Source organism: Pseudomonas sp. P4_B4, from assembly GCF_056402255.1.
Genome location: NZ_JBFUHS010000001.1, coordinates 217991 through 235451, shown reverse-complemented (window position 1 = coordinate 235451; position 17461 = coordinate 217991). Strand labels below are relative to the sequence as shown.

Below are 17461 nucleotides of genomic sequence, written 5' to 3'. Positions count from 1 at the left end.
ACTGCTCCAGACAAGGAGGACGCCATGAGTGACGAGCAACTGCCACTGCCCTCGCCGAGCCAAGAGGTGCGTCAGTGGGCGATGTTTTGCCACTTGTCCGCCTTGCTGGGGATCTGGATTCCGTTTGGCACGATCATCGGCCCGCTGATTCTCTGGCAGATGAAGCGCGAGATGGACCCGTTCATCGATGCCCAGGGCAAGGAAGCACTGAACTTCCAGATCACCGTCGCCATTGCCTCGGCTATCTGCTTCTTGCTGATGGTGGTGATTATCGGGTTCTTCCTGTTTGGCCTGATCGCGATCGGTGCGCTGGTGCTGACGATCATTGCCGGGGTGAAGGCTAATGAGGGGCAGCCTTATCGGTATCCGTTCACCTGGCGGTTGATCAAATAACGATCAACGAAGATCCCCTGTAGGAGCGAGCCTGCTCGCGATGAGGCTCACACATTCAGCATTGATGTGACTGAAAGACCGCTATCGCGAGCAAGCTCGCTCCCACAAAGAGCAAGAATCTGCGCCCACAAAAAAGCCGACATTGCTGTCGGCTTTTTTGTGTCTGCGAAACGACGCTTAAATGGTCAGCGTCCAGTCGTAGTCCACGATCAGCGGAGCGTGTTGCGAGAACCGCGGCTGGCGTGGCAGGCGTGCACTGCGTACGAAGCGGCGCAGGCCCGGGGTCAGCAGTTGATAGTCGAAGCGCCAACCGAGGTTGAGCATCTCCGCCTGTTCGTTGTCCGGCCACCAGCTGTACTGGTCGCCTTCACGGCTGACTTCACGCAGGGCGTCGACATAACCCATGTTGCCGACAATCTCGTCCATCCAGGCACGTTCAGGTGCCAGGAAGCCCGGAGATTGCTGGCTGTCGCGCCAGTTCTTGATATCCAGCTTCTGTTGCGCCACGTACAGCGAGCCGCAATAAATGTACTCACGACGCTTGCGTCGCTGTTTATCCAGGTACTTGCCGAAGTCGTCCATGAGCTTGAACTTCTGGTTCAAGTCCTCATCGCCGTTCATCCCCGAAGGAAGCAGCAAGGTGGCAATACTCACTTTGTCGAAATCTGCTTGCAGGTAGCGCCCGTAGCGGTCGGCCGTCTCGAAACCGAGACCGCTGATGACAGCCTTCGGTTGCAACCGCGAATACAAAGCCACGCCGCCTTGGGCAGGGACTTCAGCATCGCAGGCATAAAGGAAGTAGCCATCCAGTTGGAAGGCTGGGTCATCCAGTTCAAAGGCGGAGGCACGGGTGTCCTGCAGGCAGATGACGTCGGCATTCTGTGCTTGCAGCCAACTGAGCAAACCACGCTCGACTGCAGCCTGAATACCATTGACGTTCACACTGATGATCCGCATAAATGGCCCCAAAAATCGCGTGCGTGTATGATACACGGCGTCAAGCTAATTAGCTAAATCCGTGGTATTTGGGGTTTTTTTCATGCAGGCGTATCAGCGCGATTTCATCCGTTTTGCCATCGATCGCGGCGTTTTGCGCTTCGGTGAGTTCACCCTGAAGTCCGGGCGTACCAGTCCTTACTTCTTCAATGCCGGCTTGTTCAACTCGGGTTCGGCCCTGGCGCAACTGGGGCGTTTCTACGCCGCAGCTATCGCCGAAAGCGGCATTCCCTTCGACGTGCTGTTTGGCCCGGCCTACAAAGGCATCCCTTTGGCGGCGACCACTGCCGTGGCCCTGGCCGAGCATCACAACCGTGACCTGCCGTGGTGCTTCAACCGCAAGGAAGCCAAGGCCCACGGCGAAGGCGGCAGCCTCGTTGGAGCACCGCTGACCGGCGACGTTCTGATCATCGACGACGTGATCACCGCCGGCACCGCAATCCGTGAGGTGATGCAGATCATCGCTTCCCAGGACGGCGCCAAGGCAGCCGGCGTGCTGATCGCCCTGAACCGTCAGGAGCGTGGCAATGGCGAGTTGTCGGCGATCCAGGAAGTCGAGCGTGACTTCGGCATCCCGGTGATCAGCATCGTTTCGCTGAACCAGGTGCTGGAATTCCTCGCGGACGATCCGCAGCTCAAGCAGCACTTGCCAGCCGTGGAAGCGTACCGCGCGCAATTCGGCGTTTAATCGTTATTCCCTATAGGGAGCTTGTGTGGCGAGGGAGCTTGCTCCCGCTGGGCTGCGTAGCAGACCCAAGAATGTTGTGAGTGCTGCGCACTCAAGCGGGAGCAAGCTCCCTCGCCACAAAAAAGCAGCTTTCCATAGGGAAAACGGTGCAAAAAAAGACCCCGCTCAGCCAGGCCGAGCGGGGTCTTTTTGTTTGCGCGATCGCTTAGGGACGCTTGCGATTGCTGATCAGGGTGCCCACGCCGGTATCGGTGAAGATTTCCAGCAGGATCGCGTTCGGCACGCGACCGTCGATGATCAGCGAGCTGCCCACGCCGCCCTGGACCGCTTCCAGTGCGCAACGGATCTTCGGCAGCATGCCGCCGTAGATGGTGCCGTCGGCGATCAGGTCGTCGACTTGCTGGGTTGTCAGGCCGGTCAGGACCGTGCCCGACTTGTCCATCAGGCCGGCGATGTTGGTCAGCAGCATCAGCTTCTCGGCTTTCAACGCTTCGGCGACTTTACCGGCCACCAGGTCAGCGTTGATGTTGTACGACTCGCCGTTGGCGCCGACGCCGATGGGCGCGATCACCGGAATAAAATCGCCTTTGACCAGCAGGTTCAGCAGGTCGGTGTTGATCCCGACCACTTCGCCCACATGGCCGATGTCGATGATTTCCGGGGTGGTCATTTCCGGCGTCTGACGGGTAACGGTGAGCTTCTTCGCGCGAATCAGCTCGGCGTCTTTACCGGTCAGGCCGATGGCGCTGCCGCCATGACGGTTGATCAGGTTGACGATGTCCTTGTTGACCTGGCCGCCGAGGACCATTTCCACCACGTCCATGGTCGCGGCGTCGGTGACGCGCATGCCGTCGACGAAATGGCTCTCGATCGACAGGCGCTTGAGCAGGTCACCGATTTGCGGGCCGCCACCGTGAACCACCACCGGGTTGATGCCCACGGCCTTCATCAGCACGATGTCGCGGGCGAAGCCGGTTTTCAGCTCCTCGCTTTCCATCGCGTTGCCGCCGTATTTGATCACCAGTGTCTTGCCGACATAACGGCGGATGTAAGGCAGCGCTTCGGACAGGACCTTGGCGGTGTTGGCGGCGGCTTCGCGTTCGAGGGTCATTCAGGGCTCCGGGTGAATCAGAACGGTAGTTGGAGATCAGGTGCAACACGATTGAGCTGGATGCGGAACACATCCTTGATGCGTTGCAGTTCAGCCTCGTCATCGGCCTCGAAACGCAGCACCAGCACCGGTGTGGTGTTGGATGCGCGTACCAGGCCCCAGCCTTTGGCATAGTCGACTCGCACGCCGTCAATGGTGGTCAGGTCGGCGCCTTCGCCCCACTGCGCATCGTGCAATGCATCAATGATGCTGAATTTGCTCTCTTCGGTCACATGGATATTGATTTCCGGCGTAGAAATATCGTTCGGGAAGGTCGCGAACAGCTCTTCGGCCGAGGATTTTTCCTTGCTGAGGATCTCCAGCAAGCGTGCGGCGCTGTAGATGCCGTCGTCGAAACCGAACCAGCGCTCCTTGAAGAAGATGTGCCCGCTCATTTCGCCAGCCAGCAGGGCGCCGGATTGTTTCATTTTCTTTTTGATCAGCGAGTGACCGGTCTTCCACATTAACGACCGGCCGCCGTATTCCTTGATCAGCGGAAACAGGCGGCGGGTGCATTTGACGTCGAAAATGATCTCGGCGCCCGGGTTGCGCGCCACGACGTCGCGGGCGAACAGCATCAGCAGGCGGTCCGGGTAGACGATGCTGCCGGTGTTGGTCACCACGCCGACGCGGTCGCCATCGCCATCGAAGGCCAGGCCGATATCGGCCTTGGTTTCCTTGACCTTGTTGATCAGGTCTACGAGGTTTTCAGGCTTGCCCGGGTCCGGGTGGTGGTTCGGGAAGTTGCCGTCCACCTCGCAGAACAGCGGGATGACTTCGCAGTTCAGCGCTTCGATCAGTTGTGGGGCGATCACGCCAGCCGCACCGTTGCCGCAGTCGACGACCACTTTCAGGCGCCGGGCCAGCTTGATGTCCTGGACGATTTCGGTGGTGTAGCGGTCGAGGATCTCGACCTGGGTGATGCTGCCCTGGCCGCTGCTCAGGTCGTTGGTCTTGAGGCGGTCGTGCAGAGCCTGGATCTGTTCGTTGGCCAGGGTGTCGCCGGCAATGACGATCTTGAAGCCGTTGTAGTTCGACGGGTTGTGGCTGCCGGTGAGCATAACGCCGGATTTGCCGGCCAATACGTTGGCGGCGTAGTAGAGCGCCGGAGTCGGGACCAGGCCTACATCACTGACGTGGCAGCCGCTGTCGGCGATGCCTTTGATCAGTTGCGCGACCAGTTCCGGGCCGGACAAGCGGCCGTCACGACCGACGGACACGTTCGGTTCGCCCTGGGCCAGGCTCTGGGAGCCGATGGCGCGGCCGATCCAGTATGCGGTTTCAGCGTTCAGGAATTCCGGGACGGTGCCGCGAATGTCGTAGGCGCGGAAGATGCTGTCGGGGAATTTTGGTGCGATTTTGGCCGGGGTGCTCATCTGCGGAAATGCTCCATTTCGGAAGTGGCTGGACAAACCACCGAATCATTCGGTGGCAGGTTCAAACTGTAGGGTATGACGGCGTTTTCCACAGAGAGTTCGTGGTATGAAAGGGCCATGACACCCCTGACGGCAAGGGTTTGATCGGGCAATGCCTTGATTTTCGGAGCTAAACCTTGAAGATGACAATTTGAATTTTGTGGCGAGCTCCCTCGCCACAATGGATCTCTATCGAATCAACGGGTACCGGTATGGCCGAAACCGCCAGTGCCGCGTTCGGTTTCAACAAACTCTTCAACCATCTCGAAGTGAGCCTGCACCACCGGCACCAGCACCAGTTGTGCCAGACGCTCGCCGACCGGCATGGTGAATTCGGTCTGGCCACGGTTCCAGCAGGAGACCATCAATGGGCCTTGGTAGTCGGAGTCGATCAGCCCCACCAGGTTGCCCAGCACGATGCCGTGCTTATGGCCCATTCCCGAGCGCGGTAGAATCAGCGCCGCCAGGTTCGGGTCACCGATATAGACCGACAGGCCGGTGGGGATCAGCACGGTTTCACCCGGCTTGATCACGGTGTCCTGTTCCAGCATGGCGCGCAGGTCGAGGCCGGCGGAGCCCGGTGTGGCGTATTGCGGCAGCGGGAATTCGGTACCGATGCGGGGGTCGAGGATCTTGGCTTGCAAAGCGTGCATGTAAATTAAACCTGGTTCAGACGTTCGGCGATAAAAGTGATCAGCTGGCGAGCAATCTTGCTCTTGCTGGTCTGGGCGAAAAGTGTGGCGTGAAGCTCGCGGTCGATGACGCTGCAGGCGTTTTCTTCGCTGTTGAAGCCAATGCTCGGGTTGGCGACGTCGTTGGCGACGATCAGATCGAGGTTCTTGTCTTTCAACTTGCGTGCGGCGTAATCGAGCAGGTGTTCGGTCTCGGCGGCGAAACCGACACTGAACGGGCGGTCGGGGCGGGTGGCGATAGTGGCCAGGATGTCCGGGTTACGCACCATCTGTAGTAACAGGCCGTCGCCGTTCGTAGGATCTTTCTTGAGTTTCTGTGGGGCAACGACTTCCGGGCGGTAGTCCGCGACTGCTGCCGAGGCGATGAACAGGTCGCAAGGGATCGCCGCTTCACACGCGGCGAGCATGTCACGGGCGCTGACCACGTCGATGCGGGTGACACGATCCGGAGTCGGCAGGTGCACGGGACCGGTGATCAGGGTTACGCGGGCACCGGCTTCCACGGCGGCTTCAGCCAGGGCAAAGCCCATTTTCCCGGAGCTGTGGTTGGTGATGTAGCGCACCGGGTCGATGTTTTCCTGGGTCGGGCCGGCGGTGATCAGTACGTGCTTGCCGGTCAGCGCCTGACGCTGAAAGCAGTCGGCGGCGCACTGGGCCAGTTCAAGGGCTTCGAGCATGCGCCCCAGGCCGACGTCGCCGCAGGCCTGGCTGCCGGAGGCCGGGCCGAAGACCTTGATGTCGCGACTTTCTAGGGTTTGCAGGTTGGCCTGGGTCGCCGGATCGCGCCACATCGCCTGGTTCATTGCCGGTGCAACGGCGACCACTGCGTCGGTGGCCAGCACCAGCGTGGTCAGCAGGTCATTGGCAATGCCTTGGGCTAGGCGGGCGATCAGGTCCGCGGTGCCGGGAGCGATCAGCACCAGATCGGCCCATTTGGCCAGTTCGATGTGGCCCATGGCCGCTTCGGCCGCCGGGTCCAGCAGGTCCAGGTGGACCGGGTGCCCGGACAGGGCCTGCATGGTCAGCGGGGTGATGAACTCTGCGCCGCCACGAGTCATGACCACGCGCACTTCGGCGCCCTGATCGATCAGGCGGCGAACCAGGTCGGCGCTCTTGTAGGCAGCGATACCGCCGCCGACGCCCAGAACAATGCGTTTCCGATACAGCCGCTGCATAGGCCTGCCTTTCAATTCGTTGGTGACATACGTGGCGAAACCCCCTCCCCAGGATGAATTCGCCCGCAAAAAAGATGGGCTACGATATCACAGCGACCGCTACGGAACAGCGGTGCCCACAGACAGGGAGGTGCTATGAGTATTCGCGATTGGCCGGCGGCGGAACGGCCGCGGGAGAGGTTGCTTGAACAGGGCGCGGGAAGCCTTTCGGACGCCGAGTTGCTGGCGATCTTTTTACGTACAGGCGTGGTAGGTAAAAGCGCCGTAGATTTGGCGCGACACCTGATGAGTCAGTTTGGCAGCCTGCGTTTGCTGCTTGAGGCCGATCAGGAAACGTTCAGCAAGCAGTTGGGACTTGGGCCGGCGAAATTTGCACAGTTGCAGGCTGCGCAAGAAATGAGCAGGCGTCATCTGGCCGAGCGTGCGTGCCAAAAATCGGTACTGGAGAATCCTCACGCGGTTCGCGAGTACCTGAAATCGATGCTGCGCCACGAGCCACACGAGGTGTTTGGTTGCTTGTTTCTCGACTCAAGGCATCAGGTACTGGCGTTCGAGACACTGTTCCGCGGCTCCATCGACAACACCAGCGTTCATCCGCGAGAGGTGGTCAAGCGCGCCTTGGCCAACAACGCAGCGGCATTGATCCTCTGCCACAACCATCCTTCGGGCAACACCGACCCCAGTCAGTCCGACCGGGTGCTGACCAAGCGCCTGCAAAAGGCGCTGGAGTTGATTGACGTGCGGGTGCTCGACCATTTCATCATCGGAGACGGCGATCCACTGTCGATGGCGGAGTATGGGTGGATGTAGGGGCTGTGAAGTTAGCGAAACCCATGTGGGAGCGGGCTTGCTCCGGGCGGCGTTCCGACGAAAGCGGTGTATCAGTCAGCATTGATGGCGACTGACACTCCCTCTTCGCGAGCAAGCCCGCTCCCACAAGGTTTTGTGTTGAGGCGAGTTACTTGAAGTTGACCTTCGAATAATCCTGCCGCCCGAACGGGCTGACCGAGTACCCCTCGACATCCTTGCGTGTCAGCGCGAAAGCCGTCGGGTGGGCCAGGGGCAACCACAGCGCCTGCTGCTGGATCTGCGCCTGGGCCTGTTCGTAGAGCTTGCTGCGCACACCTTGCTCGCCGGTGGTCTTGCCGGCGCTGATCAGCTTGTCCAGGTCCGCGTTGCAGTAGCGGGCGAAGTTGGTACCGGACTTGACCGCGGCGCAGGAAAACTGCGGCGTGAGGAAGTTGTCCGGGTCACCGTTGTCACCGGCCCAGCCCATGAACAGCAAGTCGTGTTCACCGGCCTTGGCGCGGCGGATCAGTTCGCCCCATTCGATCACGCGGATTTCAGCCTGAATGCCGATTTCCGCAAGGTCAGACTGAAGCAGTTGAGCGCCAAGGCTTGGGTTGGGGTTAAGCAGGCTGCCGGAAGGGCGGGTCCAGATGGTGGTCTGGAAGCCGTCCTTGAGTCCGGCCTTGGCCATCAAGGCTTTGGCCTTGGCGATGTCGTGAGGGTAACCCGGCAGGCCTTTCGCGTAGCTCCAGGTGTTGGGTGGATACGGACCGTTGGCCGCCTCGGCAGTGTCTTCGAACACGGCTTTGACATAGTTGGCCTTGTCGAAGGCAAGGTTGATGGCCTGGCGGATTTCAGGCTTGTCCAGTGGCGGATGCTGACTGTTGATGCCGACGAATGCGGTCATGAACGCGTCAGTCTTTTCGACTTTCAGCGTCGGCTCTTTCAGCGCTTCCTGTACGTCCAGAGGCTTGGGTGACAGGGCGATCTGGCATTCGTTACGGCGCAATTTCTGCAGGCGCACGTTGGCGTCCGGCGTGATGGCGAAGATCAGCGGATCTACAGAGGGCTTGCCACCGAAGTATTCGGGGTTGGCTTTGTAGCGAACCGAGGCGTCCTTCTGGAAGCGGGTGAACACGAACGGCCCGGTGCCGATCGGCTGGCTGTTGAGCTTCTCGGGCGTGCCGGCCTTCATCAGTTTGTCGGCGTATTCGGCCGAATAGATCGAGGCGAAACCCATGCTCAGGGTCGCCAGGAAGGTCGAATCCGGGTGGTCGAGGGTGAAGCGCACGGTCTGCGGATCGAGGGCGTCGATCTTCTTGATCAATGCAGGCAACTGCATCGATTGCGCATGCGGGAAGCCGCTCTGGGCGACTTTGTGCCACGCATTGGCCGGGTCGAGCATGCGGTCGAAGCTGAAAATCACGTCTTCGGCATTCAGGTCACGCGTTGGGGTGAAGTACTCGGTGCGATGGAATTTCACCTGCGGGTGCAACTTGAAGACGTAGGTCAGGCCGTCGGGGCTGATTTCCCAACTGTCGGCGAGGCTGGCGACCACTTTGCCACTGGCCGTGTCGAAGTCCACCAGGCGATTCATCAACACATCGGCCGAGGCATTGGTGGTGGTCAGCGAGTTGTACTGCACCACGTCGAACCCTTCAGGGCTGGCCTCGGTGCAGACGCTCAGGGCGGCGGCAAAGGCCTGTGGACTCAGCAGAAGCGGGGCGAGCAACAGCGGTAGGGCAGCAAGGCGCATGGTCGGCTTCCTTTACAGATCGAAGGCCCATCTGCAAGTGCAGTCTGGAAAAGGCTTACCCTAGTGGGCTCTTTTGTAAATGACTATCCCCTTTTTCATTTTGGGGGGACTATAGGCGCCAGATTTTGCTGTGCAGCGGTTGAGCAAAACCCCAGGTTGGCTCGATGAGCGATTCTCTGCGACGAGCGGTCGCCATCAACGATAGCCTTTGTCCAAGGCACTCGGAGCCCGGAAAACGGGGTTTTTGTGAATTCTACGCACACTGAATGTTGTTGCTCTCCAGTCTTTCTGGTATAAAGCAGCGCTCTTTTCTAGGGGCCCGGTTCCTTCACTGTAGGTGTAGCCGGTAAGACCTCTAAAGAAACGCGGCGCCTGGCGCCAAATGACTGAGAGATTAAGCGGCCAACCCATGCCGGGTTGGGCATGTGGTTTTAGAGGGCTGAGGCATGTCTAGAGTATGTCAAGTTACCGGTAAGGGTCCGGTAACCGGGAATAACATTTCCCACGCAAACAACAAAACCCGTCGTCGTTTCCTGCCGAACCTGCAGCATCACCGCTTCTGGGTTGAAGAAGAGAAACGTTTTGTGCGTCTGCGCGTATCTGCCAAAGGCATGCGTATCATCGACAAGCGTGGCATCACTGTCGTGCTGGCCGAACTTCGCCGCGATGGCAAGGTTTAAGGGAGCTAATCATGCGTGAATTGATTCGTTTGATTTCGAGCGCCGGTACTGGTCACTTCTACACTACCGACAAGAACAAGCGTACTACCCCGGACAAAATCGAGATCAAGAAATATGATCCGGTTGTTCGCAAGCACGTGATCTACAAAGAAGGCAAAATCAAGTAATTGATTTTTCCCTCTTACGAAAAAGGCCCGTATCGCGAGATACGGGCCTTTTTTGTTGCGCGAGAATCAAGTTGTTTCGTCAGTGCCGAAACGAATCAGCCGCAGTTGATGCTGACGATGATTCTGTCGGCATTGGTATGCAGGTTGATGCGTCGTGGGCGCAGGTCCCAGCTCGAAGGGTACTTCGGTCCAGTAGCTCGCACTGGCGCGCCATTGGCCAGGGCACGAACTTCTTCAAGCAGTTGCGGGGTGCATTTCTGGCCGATGGTGTATTGGGCTATGGCGAGATCGCATTGATCGGGTAAGACTGGCATGTTGCCTCCTTGCATGACTGTTGGTTGGGGCGCCTACGTCGCCGGGTGGCAGCACGTCCTGTGCGTTACCGTCCCGACGATGAAATACGAATACGTGGCACCTGTCAGCAAGTCTTACCCGGTGTCGCTGCCTTGGGCCAGCGGCAGAATGTCAGCGACTGTTTCGATGTGGGTTCAAGCCTTCTGTTCAAACGCCACGTAGATCTTGCGGCACGGCTCCAGTACTTCCCAGGTGCCCTTGAAGCCGGCCGGGATTACGAAGCGATCGCCAGCGCGCACGGTTTTGCTGTTGCCGTCGTTGTCGCGCAGCACCGAAACGCCCTGAACGATTTCGCAGTATTCATGCTCGGTGAAGTTCACCAGCCACTGGCCGACGGCACCTTCCCACACGCCTGCGTTCAGCTGGCCGCAGGGGCTATTGTAGTGGTTGTACACTGCTTGTTCCGGGTCGCCCTTGAGGACTTTCGCCGGGTCTGGCCGATAGCGCTCGGGCTGGGTAGTGGCCTGGCTGAAGTCGACGATGTTCTGGATGCTCATTGTTCTAATCCCCCGTCATTGCGGTGCGAGTGGTTGTTAAAGCCAAAGTCTATGTTTATTAAAATGAACATCGCAAGGCCGTTTGCCGGCCTTGTGTCAAATATATTGAAACTTCATGTGCGGCTGGTTTAGGGTGGTGGATGCCTTGGGCCGAAAAGCAGGCTGGCCGGGCAGAATTCCTGACAGCGCCCGCGAAGAACGCGGGTGTCGTATCAATAAGAGGAGGACACTCGCATGACCACCCTGACCCGTGCCGACTGGGAACAACGTGCCCGCGACCTGAAAATCGAAGGCCGCGCCTATATCAATGGCGAATACACCGACGCCGTTTCCGGCGAGACCTTCGAGTGCATCAGTCCGGTCGATGGCCGTCTGCTGGGCAAGATTGCCAGCTGTGACGCCGCCGATGCCCAGCGCGCCGTGGAAAACGCTCGCGCCACTTTCAATTCCGGTGCCTGGTCGCGCCTGGCGCCGACCAAGCGCAAATCCACCATGATCCGTTTCGCCGGCCTGCTCAAGCAGCACGCCGAAGAGCTGGCCCTGCTTGAAACCCTGGACATGGGCAAGCCGATCAGCGATTCCCTGTACATCGACGTTCCCGGCGCGGCGCAAGCCCTGAGCTGGAGCGGCGAAGCCATCGACAAGATCTACGACGAAGTAGCGGCCACCCCGCATGATCAGCTGGGCCTGGTGACTCGCGAGCCAGTGGGCGTGGTTGGCGCCATCGTGCCGTGGAACTTCCCGCTGATGATGGCGTGCTGGAAACTCGGTCCTGCGCTGTCCACCGGTAACTCGGTGATCCTCAAACCGTCCGAAAAATCCCCGCTGACCGCCATCCGCATCGCTGAACTGGCTGTCGAAGCCGGCATCCCGAAAGGCGTGCTGAACGTGCTGCCGGGTTATGGTCACACCGTCGGCAAGGCCCTGGCCCTGCACAACGACGTCGACACCCTGGTGTTCACCGGTTCGACCAAGATCGCCAAGCAGCTGTTGATCTACTCCGGCGAGTCGAACATGAAGCGTGTCTGGCTCGAAGCGGGTGGCAAGAGCCCGAACATCGTGTTTGCCGATGCACCGAACCTGCAGGATGCAGCCGAAGCCGCAGCTGGCGCCATTGCCTTCAACCAGGGCGAAGTCTGCACTGCCGGTTCGCGCCTGCTGGTGGAGCGTTCGATCAAGGACAAATTCCTGCCGTTGGTGATCGAGGCGCTAAAAACCTGGAAGCCGGGCAATCCGCTGGACCCGGCGACCAACGTTGGCGCGCTGGTCGATACCCAACAGATGAATACCGTGCTGTCCTACATCGAGTCCGGTCATGCCGACGGCGCCAAGCTGGTTGCCGGTGGCAAGCGTACGCTCCAGGAAACTGGCGGCACTTACGTTGAACCGACGATTTTCGACGGTGTGAGCAACGCGATGAAAATCGCCCAGGAAGAAATCTTCGGCCCGGTACTGTCGGTCATCGAATTCGACAGCGCCGAAGAAGCCATCGCGATCGCCAACGACACACCGTACGGGCTGGCCGCAGCAGTCTGGACGGCCGACATCTCCAAGGCCCACCTCACTGCCCGCGCACTGCGTGCCGGTAGCGTATGGGTCAACCAGTACGATGGCGGCGACATGACCGCACCGTTCGGTGGCTTCAAGCAGTCCGGTAACGGTCGTGACAAGTCCTTGCACGCGTTCGACAAATACACCGAGCTGAAGGCGACCTGGATCAAGTTGTAAGCCGTTAAGGGAGGCCTGTTGTAGAGCAGGCCTCCCGAACGACACAGATCCCTTGTGGGAGCGGGCTTGCTCGCGAAGGCGGTGTATCAGCCAACGTTGATGTTGGATGTGATGACCTCTTCGCGAGCAAGCCCGCTCCCACAGTGTTTTGTGCCGTCTGTATGAACAATAATTATCCACAGGAGCGTGGAACATGCGTTGGGCGACGTATTTCGCCGTTTTGGCATCTGTCCTGAGTGTTGGCCTGGCCCTGGGTGTCAGCATGCCGCTGGTGTCGTTTCGCTTGGAGAGCTGGGGATACGGCTCGTTTGCCATTGGCGTGATGGCGGCGATGCCGGCCATCGGTGTCCTGTTGGGGGCGAAAATCTCCAGCCATCTGGCGGCGCGATTCGGCACGGCCAATCTGATGCGCCTGTGCCTGTGGGCCGGGGCGGTTTCGATCGGTTTGCTGGCGCTGTTGCCGAGTTATCCGGTCTGGTTGGTCTTGCGGCTGATGATCGGGGTGATCCTGACCCTTGTATTCATCATCGGTGAAAGCTGGATCAATCAACTGGTGGTCGAGCAATGGCGCGGACGGCTGGTGGCGCTGTATGGCAGCAGCTACGCATTGAGTCAGCTGGCAGGGCCGGTGTTGCTGGGCTTCCTCGGTACCGAGCACGACTATGGCTTTTGGGTGGGTGTCGGTTTGCTGATGGCTGCACCGTTCTTGCTGTTGGGACGCAGTGGTGCGCCGAGCAGCGAGGCCAGCAGCGTGACCTTGAGTGATCTGCTTGTTTTCTGTCGTGGCTTGCCGGCGATTGCCTGGGCGGTGTCGTTGTTCGCCGCGTTCGAGGCGATGATTCTGACGTTGTTGCCGATCTACTGCCTGCGCCAGGGCTTCACCACGGAGATCGCCCTGGCGATGGTCAGTACGGTGGTGGTCGGCGATGCGGTGCTGCAATTGCCGATCGGTGCGTTGGCCGATCGCTTGTCGCGACGCGCGTTGTTCACCGGTTGTGCGGTAGTCCTGCTGATGTCGAGCCTGGCAATCCCGCTGCTGATCGACACGCTGCTGATCTGGCCCTTGTGGGTGCTGTTCGGCGCCAGCGCTGGCGGGTTGTTCACCTTGTCGTTGATCCTGATCGGCGAGCGTTATCGCGACGATGCGCTGGTGCGGGCTAACGCGCACATCGCCCAACTGTGGGGGATTGGTTGTCTGGTCGGGCCGCTGCTGGCGGGTGCCGGCAGCCAGTGGATCAACGGCCATGCGTTGCCGTTACTGATGGCGGTGGGGGCCTTGGGTGTGTTGATTGTGGTGTCGCGGCAAGGGGCGTTTGGTGCGGCTGCAGAACCAGCCTGAAGAACAACAACAAGCTGTGGCGAGGGAGCTTGCTCCCGCTTGGGTGCGCAGCGCCCACAGAATCTTTGGGGCCGCTTCGCAGCCCAGCGGGAGCAAGCTCCCTCGCCACAATGAATCATCGGCTGGCTACAACATCTTCTCCAGGCCCACCGTATTGCTCAGCCAGGCATTGAAACGCCGCCACCAACTCCCTGGCTCCTTGGTCAGGGTGTGCATTTTTCCGTCGTCTTCGGTGGTCCAGACGATCTGATCGTTTTCCAGCTCCACCTGATAACTCAGGGCCGGTGCCATACCCTGCAGCGCGAGTTCGCGGACCCGTGCGGCCAATTCCGGACTGTCCACCAGCACGCCGACTTCGGTGTTCCACAGCACCGAGCGCGGATCGAAATTGAACGAGCCGATAAAGGACTTCTGCTGGTCGAAGATCATCGCCTTGCTGTGCAGGCTGGAGTCAGAGCTGTGATAGGCGCTGCTGGAAAACAGATGCGGCCCGCTACCACTGCCGCCTCCCTCGCCGGGTTGGCTACGCAATTCGTAGAGCTTCACGCCGTGCTCCAGCAGCGCCCTGCGATAGGGCGCGTAGCCACCGTGTACGGCGGGAACGTCCGTGGCTTCCAGTGAATTGGTCAGCAAGCTCACGGAGACGCCGGCATCGGCGCGCCCGGTCAGGTATACCAGCCCCGGCTGGCCGGGCACAAAGTAGGCCGAGATCATGATCAGCTCTTTGCTGACGTTATTGAGTTCAGGTGCGAGTTGCGTAGTTAGCAGCAACTGCGAATCGGGCTCGCCCTTGGCCAGTACCTTGCTCGGAGCATCCCACAATGCCTGGTTCCAGGCCCAGATCAGCTCGCGGCGCCAGATGTCCAGGCGTGGGTGGGTAGTAAAGGTCATCAAGTGTTTGTAGAGCGCGTGATTCTGTTTGCGCGTTTCCGTCAGGGACTCTTTCAGTCGGACGCGGGTGTTTTCCAGGTCCAGGGGTGTGGGTTTGCTCGACAGGAATTCGTCGATCGGCTTGCTCAGGGCGCTGTTCCAGTACTGGTCGAAACTGTGCCCGAGTTGCTCGGCGACCGGGCCGACACTGAGCATGTCGATGTCGGTGAAATTCATGTTGGGCTTGGCATCGTAATACTCGTCCCCCAGATTACGCCCGCCGACGATGGCCATGCTGTTGTCCGCCAGCCACAACTTGTTATGCATGCGTCGATGCTGTTGCGACAGATTGAACAGCCGGCCCACAGTGCGCGTCACCCCCGTACTGCGGCCCAGGTTCAGCGGGTTGAACACGCGGATCTGGATGTTCGGATGCGCGGCGAGGGTGGCAATGACCCGGTCCAGGCCGTCGCTGGCGGTGTCGTCGAGCAGCACCCGCACCCGCACGCCCCGGTCGGCGGCCTTGAGCAACTCCTCGATTAACATGCGCGTGCTGATGCCGTCGTGCACGATGTAGTACTGCAAGTCGAGGCTGCTTTGGGCATTGCGGATCAGTTCGGCGCGGGCGGTGAAGGCCTCGGTGCTGTCCGATAGCAGGCGAAAGCCCGATTGTCCCTTGTAAGGTGCGGCCTGCGCCTGGACCGAGCGACCGAATGCGGAGTCTGCAGCCGGTAGCGCCTGGCTCGGCATACGCTGTACGTCGAGGCTGGCGCAACCGCCCAGGAACGCGGCGAGTAGCAGAAGAGCAAGCAGGGGCTGTCTGACTCTCACGCAGGATCGTTCCGTTTGGCGGCGCAGATAGGCATATGGACGCTGATCCCCGAATAAAAGTCAGTCGCTGAGCTGATCGGTTTCCGCCAGCAGTTTGATCGCTGTCGCACCGACCTTGCGCACCGCGTCTTCGATCTGCGGTGTTGGCTTGGCAGCGTAGTTCATGCGCAGGCAATTGCGGTACTTGCCGGAGGCGGAAAAAATACTGCCCACGGCAATCTGTACGCCTTGGTCGTGCAATGCACGATTCAGTTTCAGGGTGTCGAAACCTTCCGGTAGTTCGACCCACAGCATGAAGCTGCCTTGTGGGCGACTCGCGCGGGTGCCGGCCGGGAAATAGCGGGTCACCCAGTCGATCATCATGTCGCGATTACGCTGGTATTGCGTGCGCATCCGCCGCAAATGCGGCTCGAAATGGCCGCCCTTGAGAAATTCGGCGATGGCAATCTGCGGTTGTGGCGCCGTGGATCCGGTGCTGATGTATTTCATGTGCAGCACCCGTTCCAGATAGCGGCCGGGCGCGACCCAGCCGATGCGCAGGCCCGGCGCCAGGGTCTTGGAAAACGAGCTGCACAACAGGACGCGACCGTCCTCGTCGAAGGACTTGATCGTGCGCGGGCGTGGATAGGTGTAGGCCAGTTCGCCATACACATCGTCCTCGATAATCGCCACGTCATAGCGCTGCGCAAGCGTCAACAACGCGCGTTTGCGCGATTCCGGCATGATGTAGCCCAACGGGTTGTTGCAGTTGGGGGTCAACTGTATGACCTTGATCGGCCATTGCTCCAGGGCCAGTTCCAGCGCTTCGAGACTGATCCCGGTCAGCGGATCGGTGGGGATTTCCAGGGCCTTCATGCCCAAGCCCTTGAGGGTCTGCATCGCACCGTGAAAGCTTGGCGAGTCCACCGCGACAATGTCGCCGGGCTCGCAGATCGCGCGAATGCTGGTGGACAGCGCTTCATGGCATCCAGTGGTGACCACCAGTTCGCTGGCGCTCAGCTGGCAGCCGGAATCGAGCATCAGGCGAGCAATTTGTTCGCGCAGTTCGAGGTTGCCGTGGATGTTGTCGTAATACAGACCGGGCATGTCCTGCCGCCGGCTGATTCGCGCCAGGTCACGCAGCAGCGGTTTCATCGTCGGGCTGGTGATGTCCGGCATGCCGCGGCCCAGTTGCACCACGTCTTTGCGCGGCACGGCGCGAATCAATTCCAGCACTTGATCCCATTGGGAAATGTCCACCGGCCGTTGGGCCGGGCGGCCGACTGCCGGCAAATCCGGCAGCTCGCGACTGGCCGGTACGAAGTACCCGGACTTGGGCCGTGGCATGGCCAGCCCGCTGTCTTCCAGCACCCGATAGGCCTGCTGCACCGTGCTCAGGCTGACACCGTGCTCGACGCTCAGCGCCCGTACCGAGGGCAGCCGGTCACCGGGGCGATAGAAGCCCTGTTCGATACGTGTGCCGAGCAACTCGGCGAGGTTGACGTAAAGGGTCATGGTGCAGCCTCGATAGGGGTGATTCGGTTAACCAGTACAGATCGAACGAAAAATCGGGATTCAGTGGCGGAATCGGCAAAACTGTATGGAGTTAATACAGGTGTTTTGAATCTGTAATGCTTTTGTGCGCCCGCGCATCATGGAACCTCTGGCTACCCAAGTAAACAGGAGCATCCAAGATGAACGGTTTGAGCGATGTGCGGCTGACGTTACACAGCCAGGAGCTGGCGGCAGGGCAAACGGACAACGCACGCCATGCGTCTATGGGCAACGCGTCGTCCGGCCTGAGTCGCTGGGATCTGTTCTGGCGTCGCCTGCACACGCGCAAGGCCTTGCTGGCGCTGACGGCCGACCAGCTCAAGGATATCGGGCTGACGCGGGAGCAGGCGCGGGAGGAGGGGCTGAAGCCTTTCTGGCGGATCTGAAATCCATGGTGATTTTTAGGCC

General features: G+C 60.0%; 17 protein-coding genes and 1 pseudogene. 8 read left to right on the top strand and 10 right to left on the bottom strand.

Annotation, left to right across the window (positions count from 1 at the left end; all coding sequences use genetic code 11):
• Positions 1-24 precede the first annotated feature (24 nt).
• A complete protein-coding gene (locus AC1DVE_RS01140) occupies positions 25-393 on the top strand; it encodes a DUF4870 domain-containing protein (protein WP_223455310.1) in 369 nt (122 codons plus the stop codon).
• 177 nt (positions 394-570) lie between these two features.
• Here the strand turns inward: AC1DVE_RS01140 and AC1DVE_RS01135 are convergent, their stop codons facing one another.
• Entirely contained in the window at positions 571-1350 is a 780-nt protein-coding gene (locus tag AC1DVE_RS01135; protein WP_003229491.1) for an exodeoxyribonuclease III, read from the bottom strand.
• A gap of 82 nt (positions 1351-1432) precedes the next feature.
• Here AC1DVE_RS01135 and pyrE point away from each other — a divergent pair, with 82 nt between their 5' ends.
• A complete protein-coding gene (gene pyrE / locus AC1DVE_RS01130; protein ID WP_011336558.1) occupies positions 1433-2077 on the top strand; it encodes an orotate phosphoribosyltransferase in 645 nt (214 codons plus the stop codon).
• A 205-nt stretch (positions 2078-2282) separates the two neighbouring features.
• Here the strand turns inward: pyrE and argB are convergent, their stop codons facing one another.
• The 4 genes and pseudogenes from argB to coaBC form a co-directional block, all read right to left on the bottom strand.
• A complete protein-coding gene (argB, locus tag AC1DVE_RS01125) occupies positions 2283-3188 on the bottom strand; it encodes an acetylglutamate kinase (protein WP_008047078.1) in 906 nt (301 codons plus the stop codon).
• A 17-nt stretch (positions 3189-3205) separates the two neighbouring features.
• Positions 3206-4609 (bottom strand): annotated as a pseudogene (locus tag AC1DVE_RS01120) (phosphomannomutase/phosphoglucomutase); the annotation flags it as partial.
• Between the two features lie 230 nt (positions 4610-4839).
• Complete coding sequence (dut, locus tag AC1DVE_RS01115) at positions 4840-5295, bottom strand: dUTP diphosphatase (protein WP_007975171.1); 456 nt, start codon at positions 5293-5295, stop codon at positions 4840-4842.
• 5 nt (positions 5296-5300) lie between these two features.
• The gene (gene coaBC, locus AC1DVE_RS01110) at positions 5301-6509 is read right to left on the bottom strand and encodes a bifunctional phosphopantothenoylcysteine decarboxylase/phosphopantothenate--cysteine ligase CoaBC (protein ID WP_007989564.1); all 1209 of its coding nucleotides are present in this window, start codon (positions 6507-6509) and stop codon (positions 5301-5303) included.
• Positions 6510-6644: 135 nt separating this feature from the next.
• On the opposite strand from coaBC, the gene radC reads away from it, so the two are divergent.
• Positions 6645-7319, top strand: coding sequence for a RadC family protein (gene radC, locus AC1DVE_RS01105; protein WP_477783669.1), 675 nt, complete (start codon positions 6645-6647; stop codon positions 7317-7319).
• 148 nt (positions 7320-7467) lie between these two features.
• On the opposite strand, the gene AC1DVE_RS01100 is transcribed toward radC, so the two are convergent.
• Entirely contained in the window at positions 7468-9054 is a 1587-nt protein-coding gene (locus AC1DVE_RS01100; RefSeq protein WP_223455314.1) for an ABC transporter substrate-binding protein, read from the bottom strand.
• Positions 9055-9500: 446 nt separating this feature from the next.
• On the opposite strand from AC1DVE_RS01100, the gene rpmB reads away from it, so the two are divergent.
• Complete coding sequence (rpmB, locus tag AC1DVE_RS01095) at positions 9501-9734, top strand: 50S ribosomal protein L28 (protein ID WP_007975166.1); 234 nt, start codon at positions 9501-9503, stop codon at positions 9732-9734.
• Positions 9735-9745: 11 nt separating this feature from the next.
• Positions 9746-9901, top strand: coding sequence for a 50S ribosomal protein L33 (gene rpmG / locus AC1DVE_RS01090; protein WP_003177274.1), 156 nt, complete (start codon positions 9746-9748; stop codon positions 9899-9901).
• Positions 9902-9996: 95 nt separating this feature from the next.
• Here rpmG and AC1DVE_RS01085 read toward each other — a convergent pair whose 3' ends face one another.
• Both AC1DVE_RS01085 and AC1DVE_RS01080 read right to left on the bottom strand, forming a co-directional pair.
• A complete protein-coding gene (locus AC1DVE_RS01085) occupies positions 9997-10215 on the bottom strand; it encodes a peptidase inhibitor (protein WP_150753847.1) in 219 nt (72 codons plus the stop codon).
• A 174-nt stretch (positions 10216-10389) separates the two neighbouring features.
• A complete protein-coding gene (locus AC1DVE_RS01080) occupies positions 10390-10752 on the bottom strand; it encodes a cupin domain-containing protein (protein WP_150724895.1) in 363 nt (120 codons plus the stop codon).
• 234 nt (positions 10753-10986) lie between these two features.
• Between AC1DVE_RS01080 and AC1DVE_RS01075 the strand changes: the two genes are divergently transcribed.
• Together AC1DVE_RS01075 and AC1DVE_RS01070 are read left to right on the top strand one after the other, a co-directional pair.
• Complete coding sequence (locus tag AC1DVE_RS01075) at positions 10987-12480, top strand: aldehyde dehydrogenase (RefSeq protein ID WP_223532314.1); 1494 nt, start codon at positions 10987-10989, stop codon at positions 12478-12480.
• 193 nt (positions 12481-12673) lie between these two features.
• Complete coding sequence (locus AC1DVE_RS01070; RefSeq protein WP_223455318.1) at positions 12674-13819, top strand: MFS transporter; 1146 nt, start codon at positions 12674-12676, stop codon at positions 13817-13819.
• 126 nt (positions 13820-13945) lie between these two features.
• Here the strand turns inward: AC1DVE_RS01070 and AC1DVE_RS01065 are convergent, their stop codons facing one another.
• The gene (locus tag AC1DVE_RS01065; RefSeq protein WP_223455320.1) at positions 13946-15520 is read right to left on the bottom strand and encodes a phospholipase D family protein; all 1575 of its coding nucleotides are present in this window, start codon (positions 15518-15520) and stop codon (positions 13946-13948) included.
• 60 nt (positions 15521-15580) lie between these two features.
• On the bottom strand, positions 15581-17014 hold the full coding sequence (locus tag AC1DVE_RS01060; RefSeq protein ID WP_223455322.1) for an aminotransferase-like domain-containing protein: 1434 nt from the start codon (positions 17012-17014) through the stop codon (positions 15581-15583).
• Between the two features lie 179 nt (positions 17015-17193).
• Between AC1DVE_RS01060 and AC1DVE_RS01055 the strand changes: the two genes are divergently transcribed.
• Positions 17194-17439: a DUF1127 domain-containing protein gene (locus AC1DVE_RS01055; protein WP_223511485.1), complete on the top strand. Its 246-nt coding sequence runs from the start codon at positions 17194-17196 to the stop codon at positions 17437-17439.
• Positions 17440-17461 lie beyond the last annotated feature (22 nt).